This is a genomic window from Aquitalea sp. ASV15 (genome assembly GCF_016429115.1).
Lineage (GTDB): Bacteria > Pseudomonadota > Gammaproteobacteria > Burkholderiales > Chromobacteriaceae > Aquitalea > Aquitalea magnusonii.
On sequence record NZ_JAELTZ010000045.1, the window covers coordinates 1 to 19,047 of the forward strand.

General features: G+C 62.2%; 17 protein-coding genes. 11 read left to right on the forward strand and 6 right to left on the reverse strand.

The genetic code is table 11. The annotated features are described in order from the left end of the window. Positions 1-367: 367 nt before the first annotated feature. Complete coding sequence (argJ, locus tag JHD64_RS16640) at positions 368-1,585, reverse strand: bifunctional glutamate N-acetyltransferase/amino-acid acetyltransferase ArgJ (protein ID WP_199054312.1); 1,218 nt, start codon at positions 1,583-1,585, stop codon at positions 368-370. A gap of 73 nt (positions 1,586-1,658) precedes the next feature. After that, positions 1,659-3,452, reverse strand: coding sequence for a DNA helicase RecQ (gene recQ / locus JHD64_RS16645; protein WP_199054314.1), 1,794 nt, complete (start codon positions 3,450-3,452; stop codon positions 1,659-1,661). Positions 3,453-3,857: 405 nt separating this feature from the next. Here recQ and JHD64_RS16650 point away from each other — a divergent pair, with 405 nt between their 5' ends. The 4 genes from JHD64_RS16650 to JHD64_RS16665 all read left to right on the forward strand — a co-directional run bounded on the left by JHD64_RS16650 (position 3,858) and on the right by JHD64_RS16665 (position 8,729). Beyond that, entirely contained in the window at positions 3,858-4,340 is a 483-nt protein-coding gene (locus JHD64_RS16650) for a surface-adhesin E family protein (protein ID WP_059287064.1), read from the forward strand. A gap of 123 nt (positions 4,341-4,463) precedes the next feature. Next, entirely contained in the window at positions 4,464-5,228 is a 765-nt protein-coding gene (locus tag JHD64_RS16655; RefSeq protein ID WP_370540971.1) for a ParA family protein, read from the forward strand. 14 nt (positions 5,229-5,242) lie between these two features. Next, positions 5,243-7,861, forward strand: coding sequence for an ATP-binding protein (locus tag JHD64_RS16660; RefSeq protein ID WP_059287063.1), 2,619 nt, complete (start codon positions 5,243-5,245; stop codon positions 7,859-7,861). Further along, a complete protein-coding gene (locus tag JHD64_RS16665) occupies positions 7,836-8,729 on the forward strand; it encodes a response regulator (protein WP_199054318.1) in 894 nt (297 codons plus the stop codon). Before JHD64_RS16660 ends, JHD64_RS16665 begins: the two co-directional genes overlap by 26 nt. Here JHD64_RS16665 and JHD64_RS16670 read toward each other — a convergent pair. Then, a complete protein-coding gene (locus JHD64_RS16670) occupies positions 8,726-11,041 on the reverse strand; it encodes a DNA internalization-related competence protein ComEC/Rec2 (protein ID WP_199054320.1) in 2,316 nt (771 codons plus the stop codon). The genes JHD64_RS16665 and JHD64_RS16670 overlap by 4 nt on opposite strands. Before the next feature lie 109 nt (positions 11,042-11,150). Here JHD64_RS16670 and JHD64_RS16675 point away from each other — a divergent pair, with 109 nt between their 5' ends. Both JHD64_RS16675 and JHD64_RS16680 read left to right on the forward strand, forming a co-directional pair. Next, on the forward strand, positions 11,151-11,936 hold the full coding sequence (locus tag JHD64_RS16675) for a class I SAM-dependent methyltransferase (RefSeq protein WP_110313831.1): 786 nt from the start codon (positions 11,151-11,153) through the stop codon (positions 11,934-11,936). Positions 11,937-12,014: 78 nt separating this feature from the next. Next, the gene (locus tag JHD64_RS16680) at positions 12,015-12,764 is read left to right on the forward strand and encodes an MgtC/SapB family protein (RefSeq protein WP_110313832.1); all 750 of its coding nucleotides are present in this window, start codon (positions 12,015-12,017) and stop codon (positions 12,762-12,764) included. Positions 12,765-12,770: 6 nt separating this feature from the next. Here JHD64_RS16680 and JHD64_RS16685 read toward each other — a convergent pair whose 3' ends face one another. Further along, entirely contained in the window at positions 12,771-13,067 is a 297-nt protein-coding gene (locus tag JHD64_RS16685; RefSeq protein WP_110313833.1) for a DUF2325 domain-containing protein, read from the reverse strand. Positions 13,068-13,220: 153 nt separating this feature from the next. Between JHD64_RS16685 and JHD64_RS16690 the strand changes: the two genes are divergently transcribed. After that, positions 13,221-13,436 carry a SlyX family protein gene (locus JHD64_RS16690; RefSeq protein WP_059285989.1) on the forward strand — a complete coding sequence of 72 codons (216 nt, stop codon included), beginning with the start codon at positions 13,221-13,223 and terminating at the stop codon, positions 13,434-13,436. A 3-nt stretch (positions 13,437-13,439) separates the two neighbouring features. On the opposite strand, the gene JHD64_RS16695 is transcribed toward JHD64_RS16690, so the two are convergent. Together JHD64_RS16695 and JHD64_RS16700 are read right to left on the reverse strand one after the other, a co-directional pair. Beyond that, positions 13,440-14,027, reverse strand: a complete 588-nt coding sequence (locus tag JHD64_RS16695; RefSeq protein WP_233170553.1) for a GNAT family N-acetyltransferase — start codon at positions 14,025-14,027, stop codon at positions 13,440-13,442. After that, the gene (locus JHD64_RS16700) at positions 14,024-14,926 is read right to left on the reverse strand and encodes a DMT family transporter (protein WP_059285991.1); all 903 of its coding nucleotides are present in this window, start codon (positions 14,924-14,926) and stop codon (positions 14,024-14,026) included. The genes JHD64_RS16695 and JHD64_RS16700 overlap by 4 nt, the downstream gene beginning before the upstream one ends. A 109-nt stretch (positions 14,927-15,035) precedes the next feature. On the opposite strand from JHD64_RS16700, the gene dapC reads away from it, so the two are divergent. From dapC to mlaE, 4 genes are all read left to right on the forward strand, one after another. Further along, positions 15,036-16,226, forward strand: a complete 1,191-nt coding sequence (gene dapC, locus JHD64_RS16705) for a succinyldiaminopimelate transaminase (protein WP_199054325.1) — start codon at positions 15,036-15,038, stop codon at positions 16,224-16,226. Positions 16,227-16,283: 57 nt separating this feature from the next. Beyond that, positions 16,284-17,105, forward strand: coding sequence for a 2,3,4,5-tetrahydropyridine-2,6-dicarboxylate N-succinyltransferase (gene dapD / locus JHD64_RS16710; protein ID WP_059285992.1), 822 nt, complete (start codon positions 16,284-16,286; stop codon positions 17,103-17,105). Between the two features lie 339 nt (positions 17,106-17,444). Then, positions 17,445-18,263 carry an ABC transporter ATP-binding protein gene (locus tag JHD64_RS16715; RefSeq protein ID WP_059285993.1) on the forward strand — a complete coding sequence of 273 codons (819 nt, stop codon included), beginning with the start codon at positions 17,445-17,447 and terminating at the stop codon, positions 18,261-18,263. Next, on the forward strand, positions 18,256-19,041 hold the full coding sequence (gene mlaE, locus JHD64_RS16720; RefSeq protein WP_059285994.1) for a lipid asymmetry maintenance ABC transporter permease subunit MlaE: 786 nt from the start codon (positions 18,256-18,258) through the stop codon (positions 19,039-19,041). Before JHD64_RS16715 ends, mlaE begins: the two co-directional genes overlap by 8 nt. Positions 19,042-19,047: the final 6 nt, after the last annotated feature.

Sequence of the window (19,047 nt, forward strand, 5' to 3'; positions counted from 1 at the left end):
TATCGGTTATTCTGTTTTTTAAAGAGCGGTGCAGGTCGCTGCGTTTCGTTTCCGTCGCTGCGTTGTCTGCTGAGGAGGCGAACTATACCGCCCTGCCCTACCCTCGTCAACACTTTGTGCGAAGAAATCTGCACATTCCAGCAAAATCCCGGCCCGCTGCGCGCTAAGTAACTGAGCAACAAGCAACTATGCCGTGGGGGTTTTATTACGGCTTTGCTGCAAGTACAGCGCAGCGGACGGATAACGGCCTGCAGCAGCCATGAAAACCGGGCGATCTGGCGCAAAAAGCCGGCCTCATCCACCACACAGGCAGCAAAAAGCCCGGCGGGGCCGGGCTTTTTGTACCAAGAGCTACTCTATAGCTATATCAGCTACGGTAGTCGGCGTTGATTTTCACATAATCATAAGAGAAGTCGCAGGTCCAGACGGTGGCCTGTGCTGCGCCGCGCCCCAGTACCACGCGCACGGTGATTTCGCTCTGGCTCATCACGCGCTGGCCGTCTTCTTCCTTGTATTCCGGGTTACGACCGCCATTGCAGGCAACCAGTACATCATCCAGATACAAGGAGAGGCGATCGACATCCAGATCGCTGACACCGGCGTAGCCGATGGCGCACAGCAGGCGGCCCAGGTTCGGGTCGGAAGCGAAGAAGGCGGTCTTGACCAGCGGCGAGCGGGCGATGGCGTAGGCGACGTCCTTGCACTCGGCTACCGAACGGCCACCTTCGACCTTGACGCTGATGAACTTGGTGGCACCTTCGCCATCGCGGATGATGGCCTGGGCCAGCTCGGTGGCTGCATCCACCAGCGCGGCCTTGAGGATGGCGTAAGCCGGATGGTTGACCGAGTCGATACGCGGGGCGGCGCTTTTGCCGGTGGACACCAGGATGAAGCTGTCATTGGTGGAGGTGTCACCATCGACCGAGATGCAGTTAAAGGACAGGTCGGCCACTTCCTTGACCAGTTGTTCCAGCACCGGGCGGGTGACCTGCGCGTCGGTGGCAACAAAGCCCAGCATGGTAGCCATATTGGGATGAATCATGCCGGCGCCCTTGGCGATGCCGGTAATGCTGACTTTGGCGCCGTCGATTTCCAGCGTGCGGCTGGTGGCCTTGGGCGCGGTGTCGGTGGTCATGATGGCTTCGGCAGCTTCGGCCCAATTGGCCGGGCGGCGGGTCGGCAGCGCCTGGATGATCTTGTCGGCCGGCAGCGGCTCCAGAATGACGCCGGTGGAGAACGGCAGGATTTGCTCGACGGCGCAATCCAGTTCACCCGCCAGTGCCTGGCAAACCGACAGCGCACGTTGGCGGCCATCTTCACCGGTGCCGGCGTTGGCATTGCCGGTGTTCACCACCAGCGCGCGGATTTGCACGCCGGCATCCAGGTGTTTTTTGCTGATCTGTACCGGGGCGGCACAGAAGCGGTTCTGGGTGAAAACGCCGGCAACGGTATTGCCCTTGTCGATGCGGATGACCAGCACATCCTTACGATTGGCCTTTTTGATGCCGGCTTCGGCCACATTCAGTTCGATGCCATCGATGATGGCCAGCTTGTCGGCGCTAACCGGGGTCAGATTGACTGCCATGATGAGTTCTCCAATGCCTGCACGCTGACACGTGCCTGTTGCTTGCGTGTTGTGTGGCTCGATTGTAACGGAATCATTCCTGCTGGCTATCGAGGATTTGTTGCAACGCACTACCGTAGCGCGCCAGCTTCAGCTCGCCCAAGCCATGGACTTTTCCCAGTTCGCGCAGGTTTTGCGGGCGGCGCTCGACGATATCGCGCAGGGTGCGATCAGAAAAGACGGCATAGGCCGGCACATTGTGCTCATCGGCCATCTGCCGCCGCCAACGGCGCAGCGCCTGCCACAGCCGCTCTTCACGTTCGGTACGCAGCCAGCGGTCGGTATTGACGCTGCGTGCCTTGCTGTCGTCGGCCAGTGGGCGCAGGTAGATTTTTTCCTGCCCCTTGAGCAAGGGCCGGCAGGCGTTGGTCAACACCAGCGACTGGCCGCGGGCAATGTCTACTTGCAGGATCTTGCGCGCCACCAGCTGGCGGATCAGCGAACGCCAGGCGCGCTGGTTGTAATCACGGCCGATGCCGAAGGTGGACAGCTTGTCATGACCGAAACTGGTGACTGACTGGTTGCTACGCCCCAGCAGTACGTCCACCACGTGATTGGCGGCAAAGCGCTGCTCCACTCTATAGATGCAGGACAGCAGTTTTTGCACCGGCACGGTGGCATCAAAGGTGATGGGCGGGTTCAGGCAGTTATCGCAATGACCGCAGGGCTGGCTGGCCTCGCCAAAGTGGCTGAGGATTTGCTGGCGGCGGCAACTGGCGGTTTCGCAGAAGGCCAGCATGGCATCCAGTTTGGACAGTTCCACCTGCTTTTGCAGCTCGGCCATGTCCGAGCCCTGAATCATCTGGTTGAGCTGCACCATGTCGTTGAGGCCATAGCACAGCCAGCTGGAGGCTGGCAGTCCGTCGCGCCCGGCGCGGCCGGATTCCTGGTAGAAGTTTTCCGGGCTTTTGGGCAGATCGATATGGGCAACAAAGCGCACATCCGGCTTGTCGATGCCCATGCCGAAGGCCACGGTGGCCGCCATGACAATACCTTCTTCACGCAGAAACTCGCGCTGATGGCGCTCGCGTACCTCATGGCTGAGGCCGGCATGGTAAGGCAGTGCAGGAATGCCGTTCTGGCTGAGCCACTCGGCAGTTTCTTCCACCCGTTTGCGCGACAGGCAATAAACGATGCCGGAAGCACCGGGATATTCATTATTGATGAAGTCCAGCAGCTGCTTTTTGGCATTGTGCTTTTCCACCACCTGATAAAACAGGTTGGGACGGTCAAAGCTGGACAGGAACACCCGGGCATCGCCCAGCTTGAGGTAATGCAGGATGTCTTCGCGGGTTTGCGGATCGGCCGTGGCGGTGAGCGCGATGCGCGGTACCTGTGGATAATGTTCGGCCAGCAGGCCCAGCTGTTGATATTCCGGGCGGAAATCGTGTCCCCACTGGCTGACGCAATGCGCTTCGTCGATGGCAAACAGCGCAATGTCCAGCTGCGCCAGAAAATCGAGAAAGCGGGGTGTCAGCAGACGCTCGGGCGCGACATAGAGCAGATCGAGCGTACCGGCCCGCGCCTGCATGGCGATGGCGCGCGCATCTTCGGGCGAGGTGGCGGAATTAAGGCAGGCTGCGGCGACGCCCACTTCGGTCAGGGCGGCCACCTGGTCCTGCATCAGCGCGATCAGCGGCGACACCACGATGGCGATGCCCGGCCGCAACAGGGCAGGTATCTGGTAGCACAGGCTTTTGCCGCCGCCGGTAGGCATCAGCACCAGTGCGTGGCCGCCTTCGACGATATGGTTGACGATCTCCGCCTGTTGCCCACGAAACGCCGGGTAGCCAAAGATATTGCCAAGTAGGGAGAGTGCGTCCTGCATGCGGATAAAGAGTCCAGATCCGGCTGGCAACACCAGCGCGACAAATGGCAGCAACCTGTCGAAGTCATGGGAAGCTGCCTATTGTACGGCAAAGCGGCGGGCTGCAAAAAAAAGCCGCCCGGGAAGGGGCGGCAACAAGTTGGATGGAGACAATGTGAAACGAAGAGGAAAATGCTCTCGTGCATGAAAGACCATGCTGCCTGCGGGAAAGTTCCTAGCCACCGCCGCTGCAAGCTGACCGCATTGGTAAAAAACAGTGCGCAGCACGCACCATTTCCCCTGGCCACTGAACCTCAGGCAATCACCAAACCTCTATCACACGGCAACGTGCCCGCGCATGGCCCGCGCGATTTCCCCATGAGGGCGGCCTATGCGAAACTGTGCACATCAAACCGGAGATCAAGCATGTTTTATCGTCTGCTCGCCCTGGCAGCCTGTGGCAGCCTGCTGGCCGCCTGCACCACCCTGCCGCCCCAGACCAGTCCGACCAAGCCCCGTCCGGGCCCCGGCCCTGTCCTGCCCCAGGCGAATGCCGACTGGGAAAACCTGGGCGTATCACCCAACGGCAATATCCTGAACGAGCTGGACAAGCTGTCGATCAAGCAGCAAGGCGCGGTGGTCACCTTTCGCGACCGCAAGACCATTTTCAATCTGCGCAAGGAAAATTTCCTGTCCACCCCGCGCCACAAGGTTTCCATCAACAGCTGGCTGATCGACTGCTCGGCGCGTACTTTCCGGCTGACCGGCATGGTGCTGTTTGATGAAAATGGCCGCCAGATTGCCAGCTACACTTACAATGACAGCCAGATAAAGGCCATGCCGGTGACACAAAACTCTGCCAGCTTCCAGCAGATGCAATACGTATGCAAAGGCTTGGCCGGCTTCTGATATATTCGGAGCCAAACCGAGAAGCACCGCCCAGCCTGCCACGGGCCGGCTGGCGGAAAAATCACCGTCATTGAATTGTCAGCGCGTTCACCGGCATTGCCAGAGGGAGATCCCATGCACGCCATCCGTCGTGTGGTGTTCAATCAGAAAGGTGGAGTAGGCAAATCCACCATTACCGCCAACCTGGCGGCGGTTGCCGCCCGCCGTGGCAAGAAGGTATTGCTGATCGATCTGGATGCCCAGGGCAATGCCAGCCAGTACCTGAGCGGCGCCATCCAGCCTGCGATGGACAAGTCGGCGGCCGGCTTTTTTGGCCAGATGCTCAATATCAGCATGTACAGCAAGGATTTGCAGGATTTTGTCAGCGATACGCCGTTTGATGCGCTGCAGTTGCTGGCCTCGCACCCGGAGCTGAGCGAGCTGATGGTGAAGCTGGAAAGCCGCTACAAGATGTTCAAGCTGAAAGAAGCGCTGGACCAGGTCGCCACCGACTTTGATGAAATCTGGATCGATACCCCGCCGGCGCTGAATTTCTTTACCCGCTCGGCGCTGATCGCCGCCGACCGCTGCCTGATTCCGTTTGACTGCGATGCCTTCTCGCGCCAGGCGCTGTACAACCTGATGGCCAGCGTCGAGGAGATCCGTGCCGATCACAATCCGGCGCTGCAGGTGGAGGGCATCGTGGTCAACCAGTTCCAGCCGCGCGCCAGCCTGCCGGTACGACTGGTGGCCGAGCTACGGGCCGAAGGCCTGCCGGTGCTGGATCCGCCCTTGTCCGCCTCGGTCAAGATCCGCGAATCGCACGATGTGGCACGCCCGATGATCTATCTGGATCCCAAGCACAAGCTGGCCCTCGAATTCGCCGCGCTCTACGACAAGCTGGCCTGAGCCGGCAGGACACCATGTCGACCGGCCTGAGTCGCTTCACTTCCCTGCTGCTGGGAGCGCTACTGACCATTATCCTGCTCTGCGCGGAATACGCGCTATTGCTGGATAACGACCGCGTGCGCGAACAGGAAAAGCTGCAGCACTGGGGCGAACTGGGCACCGAACTCCTGGCCACCCGGCTGCAGGAAATGCTCGACCGGACCGACCTGCTGGCGCAAAGCCTGATTCGCCAGCGCCACAGCACCGGCACGCCGCCCAATCTGGGCGAGCTGGCGCCCACGGTACTGAAGGAAGAAAGCCGGTTTGGCGGCATCGGCATCGTGCGCCGCATCGAGCCGAACCAGCGTGCAGAATTCGAAGCGGCCATTGCCAACAGCATCCGCATGCTGAAAGACCGCCATCTGGTCACCAGCCCGCAACAGCCCATGTACTACCCGGTGGAAAGCTATCTGCCGGACGATGGCAATGCCCTGCCGCAAGGCATGGATCTGGGCAGCCTGGACAATGCGCGCCGCAAGATGGACCAGGCACGCAATCGCAACCAGCCCATGCTGATGTTCAACACCCTGGTTCCCGGCGCGCCGCCCCGGCTGGACATCATGGCCAACCTCAACGACGACGGCCACCTCTTGCTGGTGAACCTGCGCAGCGACCTGCTGCTGCAAAGCAGCCAGAGCAATCCCGACCAGCCCAATCCCTTGCAGCATGTGCGGCTGGTCGCCTGGAACCAGGAAGCGCCAGACCAGCCCAGCCTCGACTCGCATCCGCTGCAGGCGCTGCCATCCGGCAATCCGCTGCTGACCACCCGTCGCAGCATTGGCGGCTACGACCTGCTGTTTGGTGCCTATCCACTGGAAGACAACCAGCCGGCGCTCAGCGCACAGGGTTATGGCATTCTCGCCACCTCGGCGCTGGTCATGCTCCTGCTGCTGATCCTGCAGCAACGCCAGATCAGCAACAATCAGGGCCTGCGCACCCTGCTGCGCCGCCAGCATCACCAACTGGAGCTGAACAACCGCACCCTGCGCGAACAGATCAACGACCGCGCCAGTTCGGAACAGGCACTGGCGGAAAGCGAGGCGCGCCAGCGCGCCATCCTGCAAGCCAGCTCCGATGCCATCATCCTGATCAACCGCAGCGGCCTGATTACCCATGTCAATCCGGCGGCCGCCAAGCTGATCGGCCAGAGTGCCGAATCCATCGAACACCTGCCGGTCGGCTCCCTGCTCACCGAGCTGTACAGCCTGAGCCCCAGCATCAGCTTCGAATCGATTGCCGCCGCCCGGGAAGGCCGTACCTTCGAGGCCCACCTGCTGCGCAGCGACAACAGCCAGATGCCGGTCGAACTGTCGCTCAGCCGGGTGGAAGCGCCGGACGACTCCTTCTATGTGGCGGTATGCCGCGACATCAGCCTGCGCAAGGAACAGGAAGCCGCGCTGATCCGTCTGAAAAACAGCCTGGCCGAACAGGTGGAGGTGCAGAGCCGGCAGCTGGCGGCACTGCTGGAAGCCAGCCCCATGGCCATGGCCTATATCGTTGACCGGCACCTGCGCCGGGTCAACGGCGCCTTTCTCGACCTGTTCGAACGCGAGGAAGACGAAGTCATCGGCCAGACCACCCTGCCCTATTTCGAGAGCCAGGAACAATGGGAACGCACCGGGCGCGCGCTGTACAACCTGCTGAACGACGGCAAGGTGGTGCAGTCCGAAGTCAAGCTGCGCACCGGCAGCGGCAAGCTGATCTGGTGCCGCATGTTTGGCCGCGCAGTCAATCCCTCGGTGCCCAAGCTGGGCACCATCTGGCTGTACCAGGACTTCTCCGCCCAGCGCGAAATGGAAGACGCCCTGCGCCAGGCCAAGACCCTGGCCGAGGAAAACAGCCGCGCCAAGACCGAATTCCTGGCCAATATGTCGCATGAGCTGCGCACGCCGATGCATGCGATCCTCGGCTTTACCGAAATCGGCGAAGCCCGCGCCAGACAGCTGCAGGACGACAAACTGGAACAATACTTCCAGCGCATCCACAGCAGCGGCAACCGCCTGCTGCAATTGCTCAACGACCTGCTGGACCTGGCCAAGATGGAAGTGGGCAAGATGGACTACCACTTCGGTCATTTCGACCTGGCCCACTGCCTGCGCGAAGCCTGCGATGAAATGACCCCGCTGGCCAGCAACCACAACATCAAGCTCTATCTGTACTGCACACCGGAAAAACTGACCGCCGACATCGACCCCTTCCGCCTGGGCCAGGTGATACGCAATCTGCTGTCCAATGCCATCAAGTTCAGCCCGGCCGGCGAAGTAATCCGCATCACTGCCCGCTTGCAGCTCAATAGCCAGCAGCAGGAAGAAATCCTCATCTGTGTCGAAGACAGCGGCCCCGGCATTCCGGTGGACGAGGTCGAAACCATCTTCGACAAATTCATCCAGAGCAGCTCCACCAAGACCGGCGCCGGCGGCACCGGCCTGGGCCTGGCCATCTGCCGCGAAATTCTCCAGGCGCACCACGGCATCATCTTTGCCGAAAACCTCAGCCCGCGCGGTGCCGCCTTTACCGCTGTATTCCCCCGCAGGCACGACGCCAGCGCGGCTGGCGAAGGAAGCAACCATGTCACATCGACTTTTACTCGTTGACGACGAGCCCTTCAATCTGGAACTGATGACCGAGCTGCTGGAGGCAGCCGGCTACGAAACCGTGTGTGCCGAAAGCGGCGAACAGGCGTGGGAGATCCTCCAGCGGCAAGGCAGCAGCCTGTCCACCGTGCTGCTCGACAAGATGATGCCCGGCCTCAACGGCTTTGATGTGCTCAAGCGCATCAAGAACACCCCCGAGCTGAATTTCCTGCCGGTCATCATGCAGACCGCCATCAATTCGCCGGCCAGCGTGCAGGAAGGCATGGAGGCCGGTGCCTTCTACTACCTGACCAAACCCTTCTCGCGCGACATGCTGCTGGCCGTGGTCAAGGCAGCCCACAGCCACTGGGACCGCCACCAGGCCTTTCGCGAACTGGCCAAGCAGCATCTGGACGCACTGGCGCAATTGCAGCAGGCAGAATTCCGCCTGCGCACACTGAAGGAAGCCCAGACCGTCACCGCCTTGCTGGCCCGCACCTGCCCGCAACCGGAAAAAGTCGCCACCGGCCTGTTCGAGCTGATGGTCAACGCGGTGGAGCACGGCAACCTCGGCATCAGCTACGAAGAAAAGACCCGGCTGCAGGCCGACGGCGACTGGGAAAGCGAGCTGGAGCGCCGCCAGCGTGACCCGATACTGGGCCAGCGCGAAGTCAGCATCGGTTTTCTGCGCGAACCCGACCGTTTCAGCTTCACCATCCAGGACATGGGTGAAGGCTTTGACTGGCAGCAATATGAAGACTGCCCGGCCGCTTCGCTGATGGCCAGCCACGGGCGCGGCATACTGATTGCCCGCAAGCTGTCGTTTGACCAGGTGGAATACCAGGGCAAGGGTAACTGCGTGGTGGCCCGCATCCAGCGCCAGGGCTAGCCGGACGAGTCGGTGGCCTGCGGCGCCTCATCCCGGGCACAAGGCCCGGCACTGCGCCAGTAGCGCGCGGCCAGCCGGCGATAACAGTCATAATGCAGCTCCGCCCCCAGGGTGAGGCTGAGCAGGCCATCGGCATCGGTACGCAACACCCGGCCCTGCTGCTGCAGCGATGCCAGCACCAGCGGATGCGGGTGACGGTAGCGGTTGAGAAACCCGGCACTCAGCACCGACACTTGCGGCTGCAGCATTTCCAGCCACAGCGGTGCCGTGGAAGTGCGGCTGCCATGATGCCCGGCCACCAGCACGCTACTACGCAATTGCTGGCCATAATCCGCCACCAGCCGCTCCTCCACGGCACGCGGCGCATCGCCGGTCAGCATCAGCGCATGGCGCTGGCCCGCCACCCGCAATACGCAGCTATGGCTGTTGTCATCGGCCAGCACGTCCGCCACCGGCGGCCATAACACATCAAAGCGGATACCATCCCAGGCCCAGCTCTGACCGCGCTGGCACAGCTGGCCGGACAAGCCGTATTGCTCCAGCGTGGCCTGCTGTCCGGCCAGAATGCGTCGCACCGGCAAGGCCGCTACGATGTCGGCCGCAGCCGCATCATGGTCCTTGTCGTTATGCGACAGCAGCAGGGTATCCAGTTGCCGTATGCCCAGCCCCTGCAATTGCGGCAACACCCAGCGCCCGCCCTCGGCCGCCCCGGTATCAAACAGCAGGGCATGCTGCCGGGTCTGGATCAGCACCGACAAGCCCTGCCCCACATCCAGCACCACAACGCGGAATTCCCCGACCGCCGGTGGCGGTGGCTGATAACACAAGGTCGGCAACAGCAGGCTGGCCCCCAGCCAGCGACCGGGCATGCCGGCGGGCGCCAGCAGGTACAGGCTGCCGATCCCGCCCAGCAATAACAGCGGCCATGGCGCGGCGGCCACTTGCAGCATTGGCCATTGCGCCAGCCAGTCCACGCCACGGTAAAACCACTCGGCCAGCCAGCCGCTCAGCAGCAAGGGCCACGCCCATGGCAGTGCCACCGCCAGCAGCGCCAGCGGCGTGAGCAAGACCGAGACAAAGGGAATGGCCACGGCATTGGCCAGTGGGGACACCAGCGGAAACTGACCAAACAGGCTGAGCAAGGGCAACAAGGAAGCCACGGTAGCGGCCCATTGCCCCAGCAGCAGCTGGCGCGCCTTGCCGGCAGGACGGCGGCGCCCAGCCGACGACAGCATCAGCGCCGCCACCAGCCCGAAAGACAGCCACAGCCCAGGTGCCAGTACGGCAAAGGGGTCGATCAGCAACACCAGCACCAGCGCCAGCCACCACATATGCAGGCCGGACCAGCGCCGCCGCCATAGCAGCATCAGCGCCATGCAGCCCAGCATGTACAGGGTGCGCTGGGTGGGCACCGAAAAACCCGCCAGCACCGCATAACCGGCGGCCGCCAGGACGCCGCTGCCGACGATGAGCAAGCGTGGAGGGCAGGCCGTCACGGGCCAGCGGCGCAGCAGGACGGCCACGATGGCGGCGACCATGCCGGCCACCATGGTGATATGCAGGCCGGAGATCGACACCAGATGAGTCAGCCCGGTTCGGGCCAGGCTTTGCCACTCGGCACGGGCAATGCGCTGCTGCGCCCCCACCGTGAGGCCGGCCACCAGTCCGGCAGCCCGGCTGCGCCCCAGCACCGCCTCGATACGCAACACCAGCCGCTCGCGCAGCCGGTCCACCCAGGCAGTGGCATCCTGCGCCTCGCCCAACAGCCGGGCACCGGGCTGGACCGTGCCACTGGCCAGCACGCCTTCCGACCATAGCCACTGCTCGGCATCAAAACCGAAGGGGTTGGCGGTGGACTGGCGCGGCCGGAAGCGCGCCGTCAGCTGCCAGCGTTGGCCGGCATGCCATGGTGCAGCCATGAGTGGCTCACCCTTGCGGGCAAACACCGTCAATTGCACCCGCGCTGGCAGACGGGCGCCCTCAGTCAGCACCCGCTCCACCTCGAACAGCATACGCACACCATACTCCCCCGGAGTGGGCAGCCCGCGCACCACACCCTCCAGCAACACGGGGCGCTGCCACTGCGTGGGCGGCAACTCCTGCGCCAGCCGCCATTGCGCCCGCGCATCGGCATAGCCCAGCCCCAGCAGAAAGGCCGCCAGCCAGCCGGCCAGCATGGCCGGGCGCGGACTGGCCAGCCACATCAGCAGCCATGCCAGCAGGCACAGACCGCCCAGGTTCCACAAGGAAGGCAGCTGTGGCAGAAAGGCGCAGCACACCACGCCGCACACAAACAAGGCAAGTTTCAGCATGCGGCTGTTATGCCGCCTGCCGCGGTGGCTGGCAATGGCGGCCCGGACAGGCTGCTTGCCGCCGTGCGGCGCATCCCGTATCGTGCCGGCAGTCATTCAAGGAAGCCCCATGACCGTCACCCCCCTGTTCTGCGCCGAAAGCGCACGCCGCGACTATGCCGAAGTGCTGGCCAGCCGCTTTGCCCTGCCCTTGCTCAGCCACCGCCCCACAGAAGGCTACTGGCTGGAGCTGGGTGCCGAACGGCTGGAACTGGTCACCACCGGCAAACACGGTGCCGTGTATGCCGAATTTGTCGAAGGCGCTGCGCGCCATCGCCGCGAACAGGGCGGCGGTCGTGGCCAGCCGGTGGCCAAGGCGGTGGGGCTGAAAGGGGCAAAAGAGCTGCCGCATGTGGTGGATGCCACGGCGGGCCTGGGGCGCGACAGCTTCGTGCTGGCCAGCCTGGGCTGCCAGGTCACCATGGTGGAGCGCTCACCGGTGGCGGCGGCCTTGCTGTTTGATGCCCTGGAACGGGCGGCGCGCGCAGCCGATACCGCCGCCATTGCGGCGCGCATGCAGCTGGTACATGCCAACTCGGCAGACTGGCTGCGGCAGTTGCCACCGGAACAGCGCCCCGAGGTGGTGTTTGTCGACCCCATGTTCCCGGACACCGACAAGAAAAGCGCGGCCGCCAAAAAAGACATGCAGGCCTTCCAGCAGGTAATTGGCGATGATATGGACAGCGCCCGCCTGCTGGAAGCCGCCATCACCGCCGCCAGCGTACGGGTGGTGGTGAAACGGCCACGGCTGGGGGCACCGATTGAAGGCATCAAGCCTTCGGCGGTACTGGATGGCAAATCCACCCGCTTCGACCTCTACATTATCAAGGCGCTGCGCCCACAGGACAGCCAGTAAGCACAAGGTGCTTGCCTGTCTGGCCGACCAGGCCTAGCCTTGCTGTGCCACACCCTGATCCCAACGAGAAAGTCCTCCATGAGCCTGAGCTTTGCCCAACTGCTAGACCAGTACTGGTCGGCCCAGAAATGGGAAGTCAACCTGCTGATCACCTGCAATCTGCTGGGTGGCCTGCTGCTGGGCTGCCTGGTGGGCTATGAACGCTGGTCGAATGGCCGCGCTGCCGGCATGCGTACCTATGGCCTGGTGTCGATGGCGGCCACCGGCGTCATCAGCATGATCGGCTATTCGGGTTTCTGGTATGGCGGTGTCCACGCCGACATCATGCATGGCGACATGACCCGCGTGGCCCAAGGGGTGCTGACCGGGGTGGGCTTTCTGGGTGCCGGTATGATCATGAAGGAAGGCATGTCCATCAGCGGCCTGACCTCGGCCGCCTCGGTGTGGATGTCCTCGGTGATCGGCATTCTGGTGGGTGTGGGCTTTTATCTGTCCGCCATCGCCGTCACCCTGCTGTGCATCCTGTGCATGCGGGTGCTGAACTGGATGGAAGACCGCCTGCCGCGACGCTTCAGCCTGTTTGTCACACTGGTGGCCAAACAGGGACACCACTGGACGGTGCAGCAGTTATGCACAGACTTGCGCGCACTCGGTGTCATCGTGCATGAGGAAAGCATTGCGCTGAAAGTGGGCAAGGATGCCACCGAGTGGAATTTTCTGGTGTCGGCACTGAACAAGCATCATCTGATCAATGTGGTCGATCTGTCGCGCGAAATCATCCAGCTGGAGCATATCGAAACCTTCAGCGTGCAGCCGGCGCGCAACTGAGCCCGCTCAGCCCTGCGGCTGCCAGCCGTCATGGCGCAGACGCTCTGCCACCGCAGTCGCGGAACGCCGACAAGCCAGTACCGGAATGCCGCGCGCCGCTGCGGTATCACGGTAGTGACGCATGGCGTTGTGGCCCAGGTAGTCGGTCAGCAGAATCAGCATCTGGGTGTTTTTGGGTAGTGGCAACTTGCGCTGGTGCAGCGTATTACGGCCGGTAATATGGCGGGCAATACGGATATCGTACAGGGCCAGCACATCCGGAATCTGTCCCAGGCTATCGCCGCCGATCAGCAGGGCATCCATGTCAGTCCTCCTCGTGCCGCACTGCGGCCGTGTGATGGACAAACTGTAACTGGCTCGGAAAATTCCTAAAAATAATAAAAAATGGATTTGATATTCCGGCAAGACCGGTCAAGACTGCGCCACCCCTCCCGCCCCCTGAGGTAAAATGCCGCCATGCAAACCGAAGACCGCCTGAATGAACTGGAAGTGAAAATCGCTTTCCAGGACGACCTGCTCGACAGCCTCAACGCCACCGTCGCCCGCCAGCAGCAACAAATCGACCTGTTGCAACAACAATTGCGCCTGGTCTACCAGCAATTCAAGGCCGCCCAGCCCGATAGCGGCAATAGCGGCGGCTCGCTGCGCGACGACATTCCGCCGCACTACTGATCATCAGCTGTTTTTGCGCTTGCGGGATACCACGGCTTCAATGTTCTTGCGGGCAATCAGCGGGGCCGATGCCGTCAAGGGCTTGGCGGCGGCGGCGGCCACTGGCGCTTGCAGCCACTGATGCATGATCAGGCAATCAACCAAGCCCAGGCTGGGGTGCCGGTAAGCGCCCGGCACCCGGCCTACCTCGGCAAAGCCCAGCTTTTTCCACAGGGCGACCGCCACGCTATTGCTGGCCACCACCGCATTGAACTGCATGGCCAGATACCCCAGTTCCCGTCCACGCTGTTGTGAATGCGCGCACAGTGCCGCCGCCACCCCTTTGCCACGCGCGGCAGGGGCCACCATATAGCCGCAATTGCACACATGGCCGCCCGGCCCGGCGGCATTGGGCTTGATGAAATAGCTGCCCAGCAGCACGCCGTCCTCCTCGGCCAGCCAGGTTTCCTGCGGTAGCTCACACCACAACGCCCGCGCCTGTGCCTCGCTCAGTTGCGGGTCGTAGGCATAGCTGTCCTGCGCCTGGATGATGTGATGAAACGTCGGCCAGAAGGCCGGAAAATCGTCCGCGTGCATACGCCGGATATTCATGCTTTCTCCTGTGCAGCCACTGGCTGCGTCATCTTGCCGGAGAGCAGGCTGGCGGCGGCAATCAAGGCTCCGCCCAGCCACTCCTGCAAACTCATGCGTTCGCCGGCCAGCCAGTAGGCGGACAGCGCGGCAAACACCAGCTCCAGCAGCATCAAGGTCATGGCCTGACTGGCCGGCAACAGGCTGACGCCATGCTGGGAAATGATGCTGGTGGCCAGCAAGGTCATGCCCAGCAGTGCCAGCAACAGCCAGGCTGGCAACGATGTATCCAGCACGGCTCCCAGTTGCTGACGGCTGGCCAGCGCGATCAAGCCCATCAGGGCAACACCAAACCAGATGGTGGCCGACTTGACCGGCACCGGCAGATTGCGCGCGCGCTTGCTCAGCACATTGCCCAGCGCAAAGCTGATGCCGCCGGACAGGGCCAGCCATTCATAGCGCTGGCTGAGCAGCGCCGCCCCCTCCAGCAGGCCGGGACGATACAGGATGATCAGGCAGCCTGCCAGCGACAGCCCCACCAGCAGCCACCCGGTCCGGGTGAGTTTTTCCTGTAATAGCAGGCGGGAAAACAGGGCCGTCCACAAGGGCGACAGGTAAAACAGCAGCAGCACCCGCATCACCATGCCCTCCGACACCGCCCAGGTATAGCTGAAATTGCACCAGCCAAACAGCAGGGCCAGCAGCGGTAATACCGGGTGCCAGCGCAGCTGGCGGCGATACACATCAAAGAACAGGGCAATGCCCAGCATGGCGGCAATCAGGTACACCAGCAGCGAGGTTTGCGCGATGCTGACACCCCGCTCGTTCAGCGCGCGAAACGGGTACCACATCAGGCCCCAGACCAGGGCGGTGGTCAGAATGGCAGCGATGGCAAGAAGCTTTTGTTTTACAAGAGGCATCACGATTTCTTAAGATGAGCGATTGTGCGGCTTTGCCTTGGCAAGGCCAAACCAGACCAGAAGCAGATGGCATGACCAAGCTGCTCCCACAGCATAGAGAGAACCAAGCGTGAATCCCCACCTGGACAGCCTGCAACCCTATCCCTTCCAGCGTTTGCGTCAGCTGATGGCTGGTGCGGTCCCGGCTGACAAGCCACACATCAACCTGTCGATCGGCGAGCCCAAGCACCCGACGCCGGACGTCATCAAACAGGCGCTGGTCAATGCCCTGGGCGGCCTGGCCGTCTACCCGGCCACGCTGGGCAGCCCGGAATTGCGCCAGGCCTGCGCCGACTGGATGCAGCGCCGCTACGGTCTGCAACTGGACGCCGAAAAAGAAATCCTGCCGGTCAATGGCAGCCGCGAGGCGCTGTTTGCCTTTGTCCAGACCGTGATCGACAGCCAGCGGGCAGAAAAACCGGTGGTGATTTCACCCAACCCGTTTTACCAGATTTACGAAGGCGCGGCACTGCTGGCAGGGGCTGAGCCCTTCTATGTCAACTGCACCGCCAGCACGGGTTTTCAGCCGGACTGGGCCAGCGTGCCGGAAAGCGTATGGGCACGGACCCAGCTGGTATTCCTGTGCAGCCCGGGCAACCCCACCGGCGCGGTGATGTCGCTGGACGACTGGCAGAAGCTGTTCGCCCTGTCCGACCGCTACGGCTTTGTCATCGCCAGTGACGAGTGCTATTCGGAAATCCACTTCGGCCAGCCACCGCTGGGCGGGCTGGAGGCCGCCAGCAAGCTGGGCCGCGGCTTCGAGCGACTGGTGATGTTCACCAGCCTGTCCAAGCGCTCCAATGCGCCGGGCATGCGCTCCGGCTTTGTGGCGGGCGACGCCGCCCTGCTGGCCAGATTCATGCTGTACCGCACTTATCAGGGTGGCGCGATGAGCCCCACCATCCAGGCCGCCAGCGTGGCCGCCTGGAACGACGAAGCCCATGTCGAGGAAAACCGTGCGGCGTATATCACCAAGTTCCAGGCCGTGACACCACTACTGGCCGAGGTGCTGGATGTGGCCTTGCCGGATGCCAGCTTCTACCTGTGGGCCAAAGTACCCGGTGGCGATGATGCCGCCTTTGCCCGCGCGCTGTTCGAGCAGGAGCACATTACCGTCCTGCCCGGCTCCTTCCTGGCCCGCACCGCCCATGGTGTGAATCCGGGCAGTGGCTATATCCGTATCGCTCTGGTCGCGACACTGGCAGAATGTCAGGCTGCCGCCGAGCGCATCGTGCGTTTCGTCAAGACCACTCATCTATAAAAGCGACATCCACCTGTTATGACTGTTTCCATTCACATTGCCAAAGGACTTCATCACATGCACCCGATCCAAGCCCTGATTGAAGAGGCGTTCGAAAAGCGCGCCGACATCACCCCCGCCACCGTATCGGTCGAACTGAAAGCCGCCATCAGCCAGGTTATCGACGAACTGGACAATGGCCACCTGCGCGTGGCGGAGAAGGTAGACGGCGACTGGGTAGTCAACCAGTGGGTCAAGAAAGCCGTGCTGCTGTCCTTCCGCATTCGCGACAATGTGGTGCAGGACGATGGCGTCAGCCGCTATTTCGACAAGGTCGATACCAAGTTCCATGACTGGAGCGAAGCCCACTTCAAGGAAGCCGGCTTCCGCGTGGTGCCGGGTGCCGTGGCACGCAAGGGCAGCTTCATTGCCAAGAACACCGTGCTGATGCCGTCCTACGTCAATATCGGTGCCTATGTGGACGAAGGCACCATGGTGGACACCTGGGCCACCGTCGGCTCCTGCGCCCAGATCGGCAAGAACGTGCACCTGTCCGGCGGCGTGGGCATTGGCGGCGTGCTGGAACCGCTGCAGGCCGGCCCCACCATCATTGAAGACAACTGCTTCATCGGCGCCCGCTCCGAAGTGGTGGAAGGCGTGATCGTGGGCGAAGGCTCGGTGATCTCCATGGGCGTGTACATCGGCCAGTCCACCAAGATCTACGACCGCGAAACCGGCGAAGTGACTTATGGCCGCATCCCGCCGGGTTCGGTGGTGGTCTCCGGCAACCTGCCGTCCAAGGATGGCAGCCACAGCCTGTACTGCGCCGTCATCGTGAAGAAGGTGGATGCACAAACCCGCAGCAAAACCAGCATCAACGACCTGCTGCGCGGCGTATAAAGCATGCACCCGCTGGCAGGCCCTGCCAGCGCAGGCTGCACGGACCCGGCCCTGCCGGGTCTTTGTCATTTTCTGACCGTCTCCGCCGCACATTGCCGCAAACAGCTTGCGGCAATATCATGCCAATGAAATAATCAGCCTGTGTAATTTTTATTGTTGCTTCAAACTTTTTTAAATAAAACAGACAAATTACACTTGTCAGGATTCGTCCTTGCAATGCAACATCGTTACATGCTGAAACCTTATGTATTTGGCGAGACTCCTACAACCCTATAAAATCCATCTGTCTTGGACCCAGACAAGTCCTGGACTTCACTCGTGTTTTTATCCGGAAAATCCGTGTCTTCAGACCATTTCATCGAATTCAGGAATGTCAGTTTCGCCTACGGCGAGCGCCCCATCCTGAACAACATCAGCCTCGCCATCCCGCGCGGCAAGCTGGTCGCCATCATGGGGGGCAGCGGCAGTGGCAAAACCACCATGCTGCGCCTGATCTCCGGCCAGATCCGTCCCAGTGCCGGCCAGGTACTGGTAGACGGCCGCAATGTGGCGGACATGAACCATGCCGAACTGTTCGAGCATCGCCGCCGCATGGGCATGCTCTTCCAGTTTGGCGCCCTGTTTACCGACCTGTCGGTAGAAGACAATGTGGCCTTCCCCATCCGCGAGCACACCCGGCTGGCCGACAGCATGATTCATGATCTGGTGATCATGAAGCTTTCCGCCGTGGGCCTGCGCGGCACCCAGGCACTGATGCCGGCCGAGCTGTCCGGCGGCATGGCCCGCCGCGTGGCGCTGGCGCGTGCCATCGCTCTGGACCCGCAGCTGATGCTGTACGACGAGCCCTTCACCGGTCTCGATCCGATCTCGCTGGGCGTCATCGCCCACCTGATCAAGAAACTGAACGATGCACTGGGTACCACCTCCATCATGGTGACCCACGATGTGCACAAATCGCTGGATATCGTCGACTACGTTTACTTCGTCTCCAATGGCGCAGTGGTCGCAGCCGGCACGCCGGCCGAAATCCGCGCCTCCCCCTCGCCCTGGGTACACCAGTTCATGTGGGGCGAGGCCGATGGCCCGGTACATTTTGCCTACCCTGCCAGCACTTCGCTGCAGCAGGACCTGGGCCTGAAAGGAGGCCAGCATGACTGAGCTGCTGCTGTCACCGCTGCGCCGGCTGGGACACACCACCATCAATGCCATCTGGCGGCTGGGTTTCATCACCCGCTTCCTGCTGGCCATCCTGCGCTATTCCGGCCAGAGCCTGCTGCGCTTCAACCTCACCATCCGCGAGATCTACTTTGCCGGGGTGATGTCGGTCATCATCGTGGTGGTATCCGGCCTGTTTGTCGGCATGGTACTGGGCTTGCAGGGTTACAACACCCTGTCGCGCTTTGGCTCGGCCGATGCCCTGGGCGCGCTGGTCGCCCTGTCGCTGCTGCGTGAACTGGGCCCGGTGCTGGCTGCATTGCTGTTTTCCAGCCGCGCCGGCAGCGCCATGACGGCGGAAATCGGCCTGATGAAGGCCACCGAGCAGCTGGACGCCATGAGCGTGATGGCGGTCAACCCGATCGCCCGCGTGGTGGCCCCGCGCTTCTGGGCCGGCGTGATTTCCATGCCCATCCTGGCCGCCATGTTCAATGTGATGGGGATTTTTGGTGGCTATCTGATTGGCGTGGTGATGATAGGCCTGGATTCGGGCACCTTCTGGTCGCAGATGCAGAACAACGTCGACCTGCACTACGACGTGGTCAATGGCCTGATCAAGAGCCTGTGCTTCGGCATCGCCGTCACGCTGATCGCCGTATTCGAAGGCTATGACGCCACGCCCACCGCGGCCGGCGTATCCGCCGCCACCACCCGCACGGTGGTGACATCGGCTCTGGTAATCCTGGCGGTGGACTTTGTCCTCACCGCCTTCATGTTCTAGGAAATG

What these genes read in the sequence shown, in the direction of transcription:
- mlaE (WP_059285994.1), top strand. Translation starts at nt 18,256, where the DNA reads ATGACTGAGCTGCTGCTGTCACCGCTGCGCCGGCTGGGACACACCACC.
- dapD (WP_059285992.1), top strand. Translation starts at nt 16,284, where the DNA reads ATGCACCCGATCCAAGCCCTGATTGAAGAGGCGTTCGAAAAGCGCGCC.
- JHD64_RS16700 (WP_059285991.1), bottom strand. Translation starts at nt 14,926, where the DNA reads ATGCCTCTTGTAAAACAAAAGCTTCTTGCCATCGCTGCCATTCTGACC.
- JHD64_RS16650 (WP_059287064.1), top strand. Translation starts at nt 3,858, where the DNA reads ATGTTTTATCGTCTGCTCGCCCTGGCAGCCTGTGGCAGCCTGCTGGCC.
- JHD64_RS16675 (WP_110313831.1), top strand. Translation starts at nt 11,151, where the DNA reads ATGACCGTCACCCCCCTGTTCTGCGCCGAAAGCGCACGCCGCGACTAT.
- JHD64_RS16660 (WP_059287063.1), top strand. Translation starts at nt 5,243, where the DNA reads ATGTCGACCGGCCTGAGTCGCTTCACTTCCCTGCTGCTGGGAGCGCTA.
- argJ (WP_199054312.1), bottom strand. Translation starts at nt 1,585, where the DNA reads ATGGCAGTCAATCTGACCCCGGTTAGCGCCGACAAGCTGGCCATCATC.
- JHD64_RS16685 (WP_110313833.1), bottom strand. Translation starts at nt 13,067, where the DNA reads ATGGATGCCCTGCTGATCGGCGGCGATAGCCTGGGACAGATTCCGGAT.
- recQ (WP_199054314.1), bottom strand. Translation starts at nt 3,452, where the DNA reads ATGCAGGACGCACTCTCCCTACTTGGCAATATCTTTGGCTACCCGGCG.
- JHD64_RS16680 (WP_110313832.1), top strand. Translation starts at nt 12,015, where the DNA reads ATGAGCCTGAGCTTTGCCCAACTGCTAGACCAGTACTGGTCGGCCCAG.
- JHD64_RS16690 (WP_059285989.1), top strand. Translation starts at nt 13,221, where the DNA reads ATGCAAACCGAAGACCGCCTGAATGAACTGGAAGTGAAAATCGCTTTC.
- JHD64_RS16695 (WP_233170553.1), bottom strand. Translation starts at nt 14,027, where the DNA reads ATGAATATCCGGCGTATGCACGCGGACGATTTTCCGGCCTTCTGGCCG.
- JHD64_RS16665 (WP_199054318.1), top strand. Translation starts at nt 7,836, where the DNA reads ATGTCACATCGACTTTTACTCGTTGACGACGAGCCCTTCAATCTGGAA.
- JHD64_RS16670 (WP_199054320.1), bottom strand. Translation starts at nt 11,041, where the DNA reads ATGCTGAAACTTGCCTTGTTTGTGTGCGGCGTGGTGTGCTGCGCCTTT.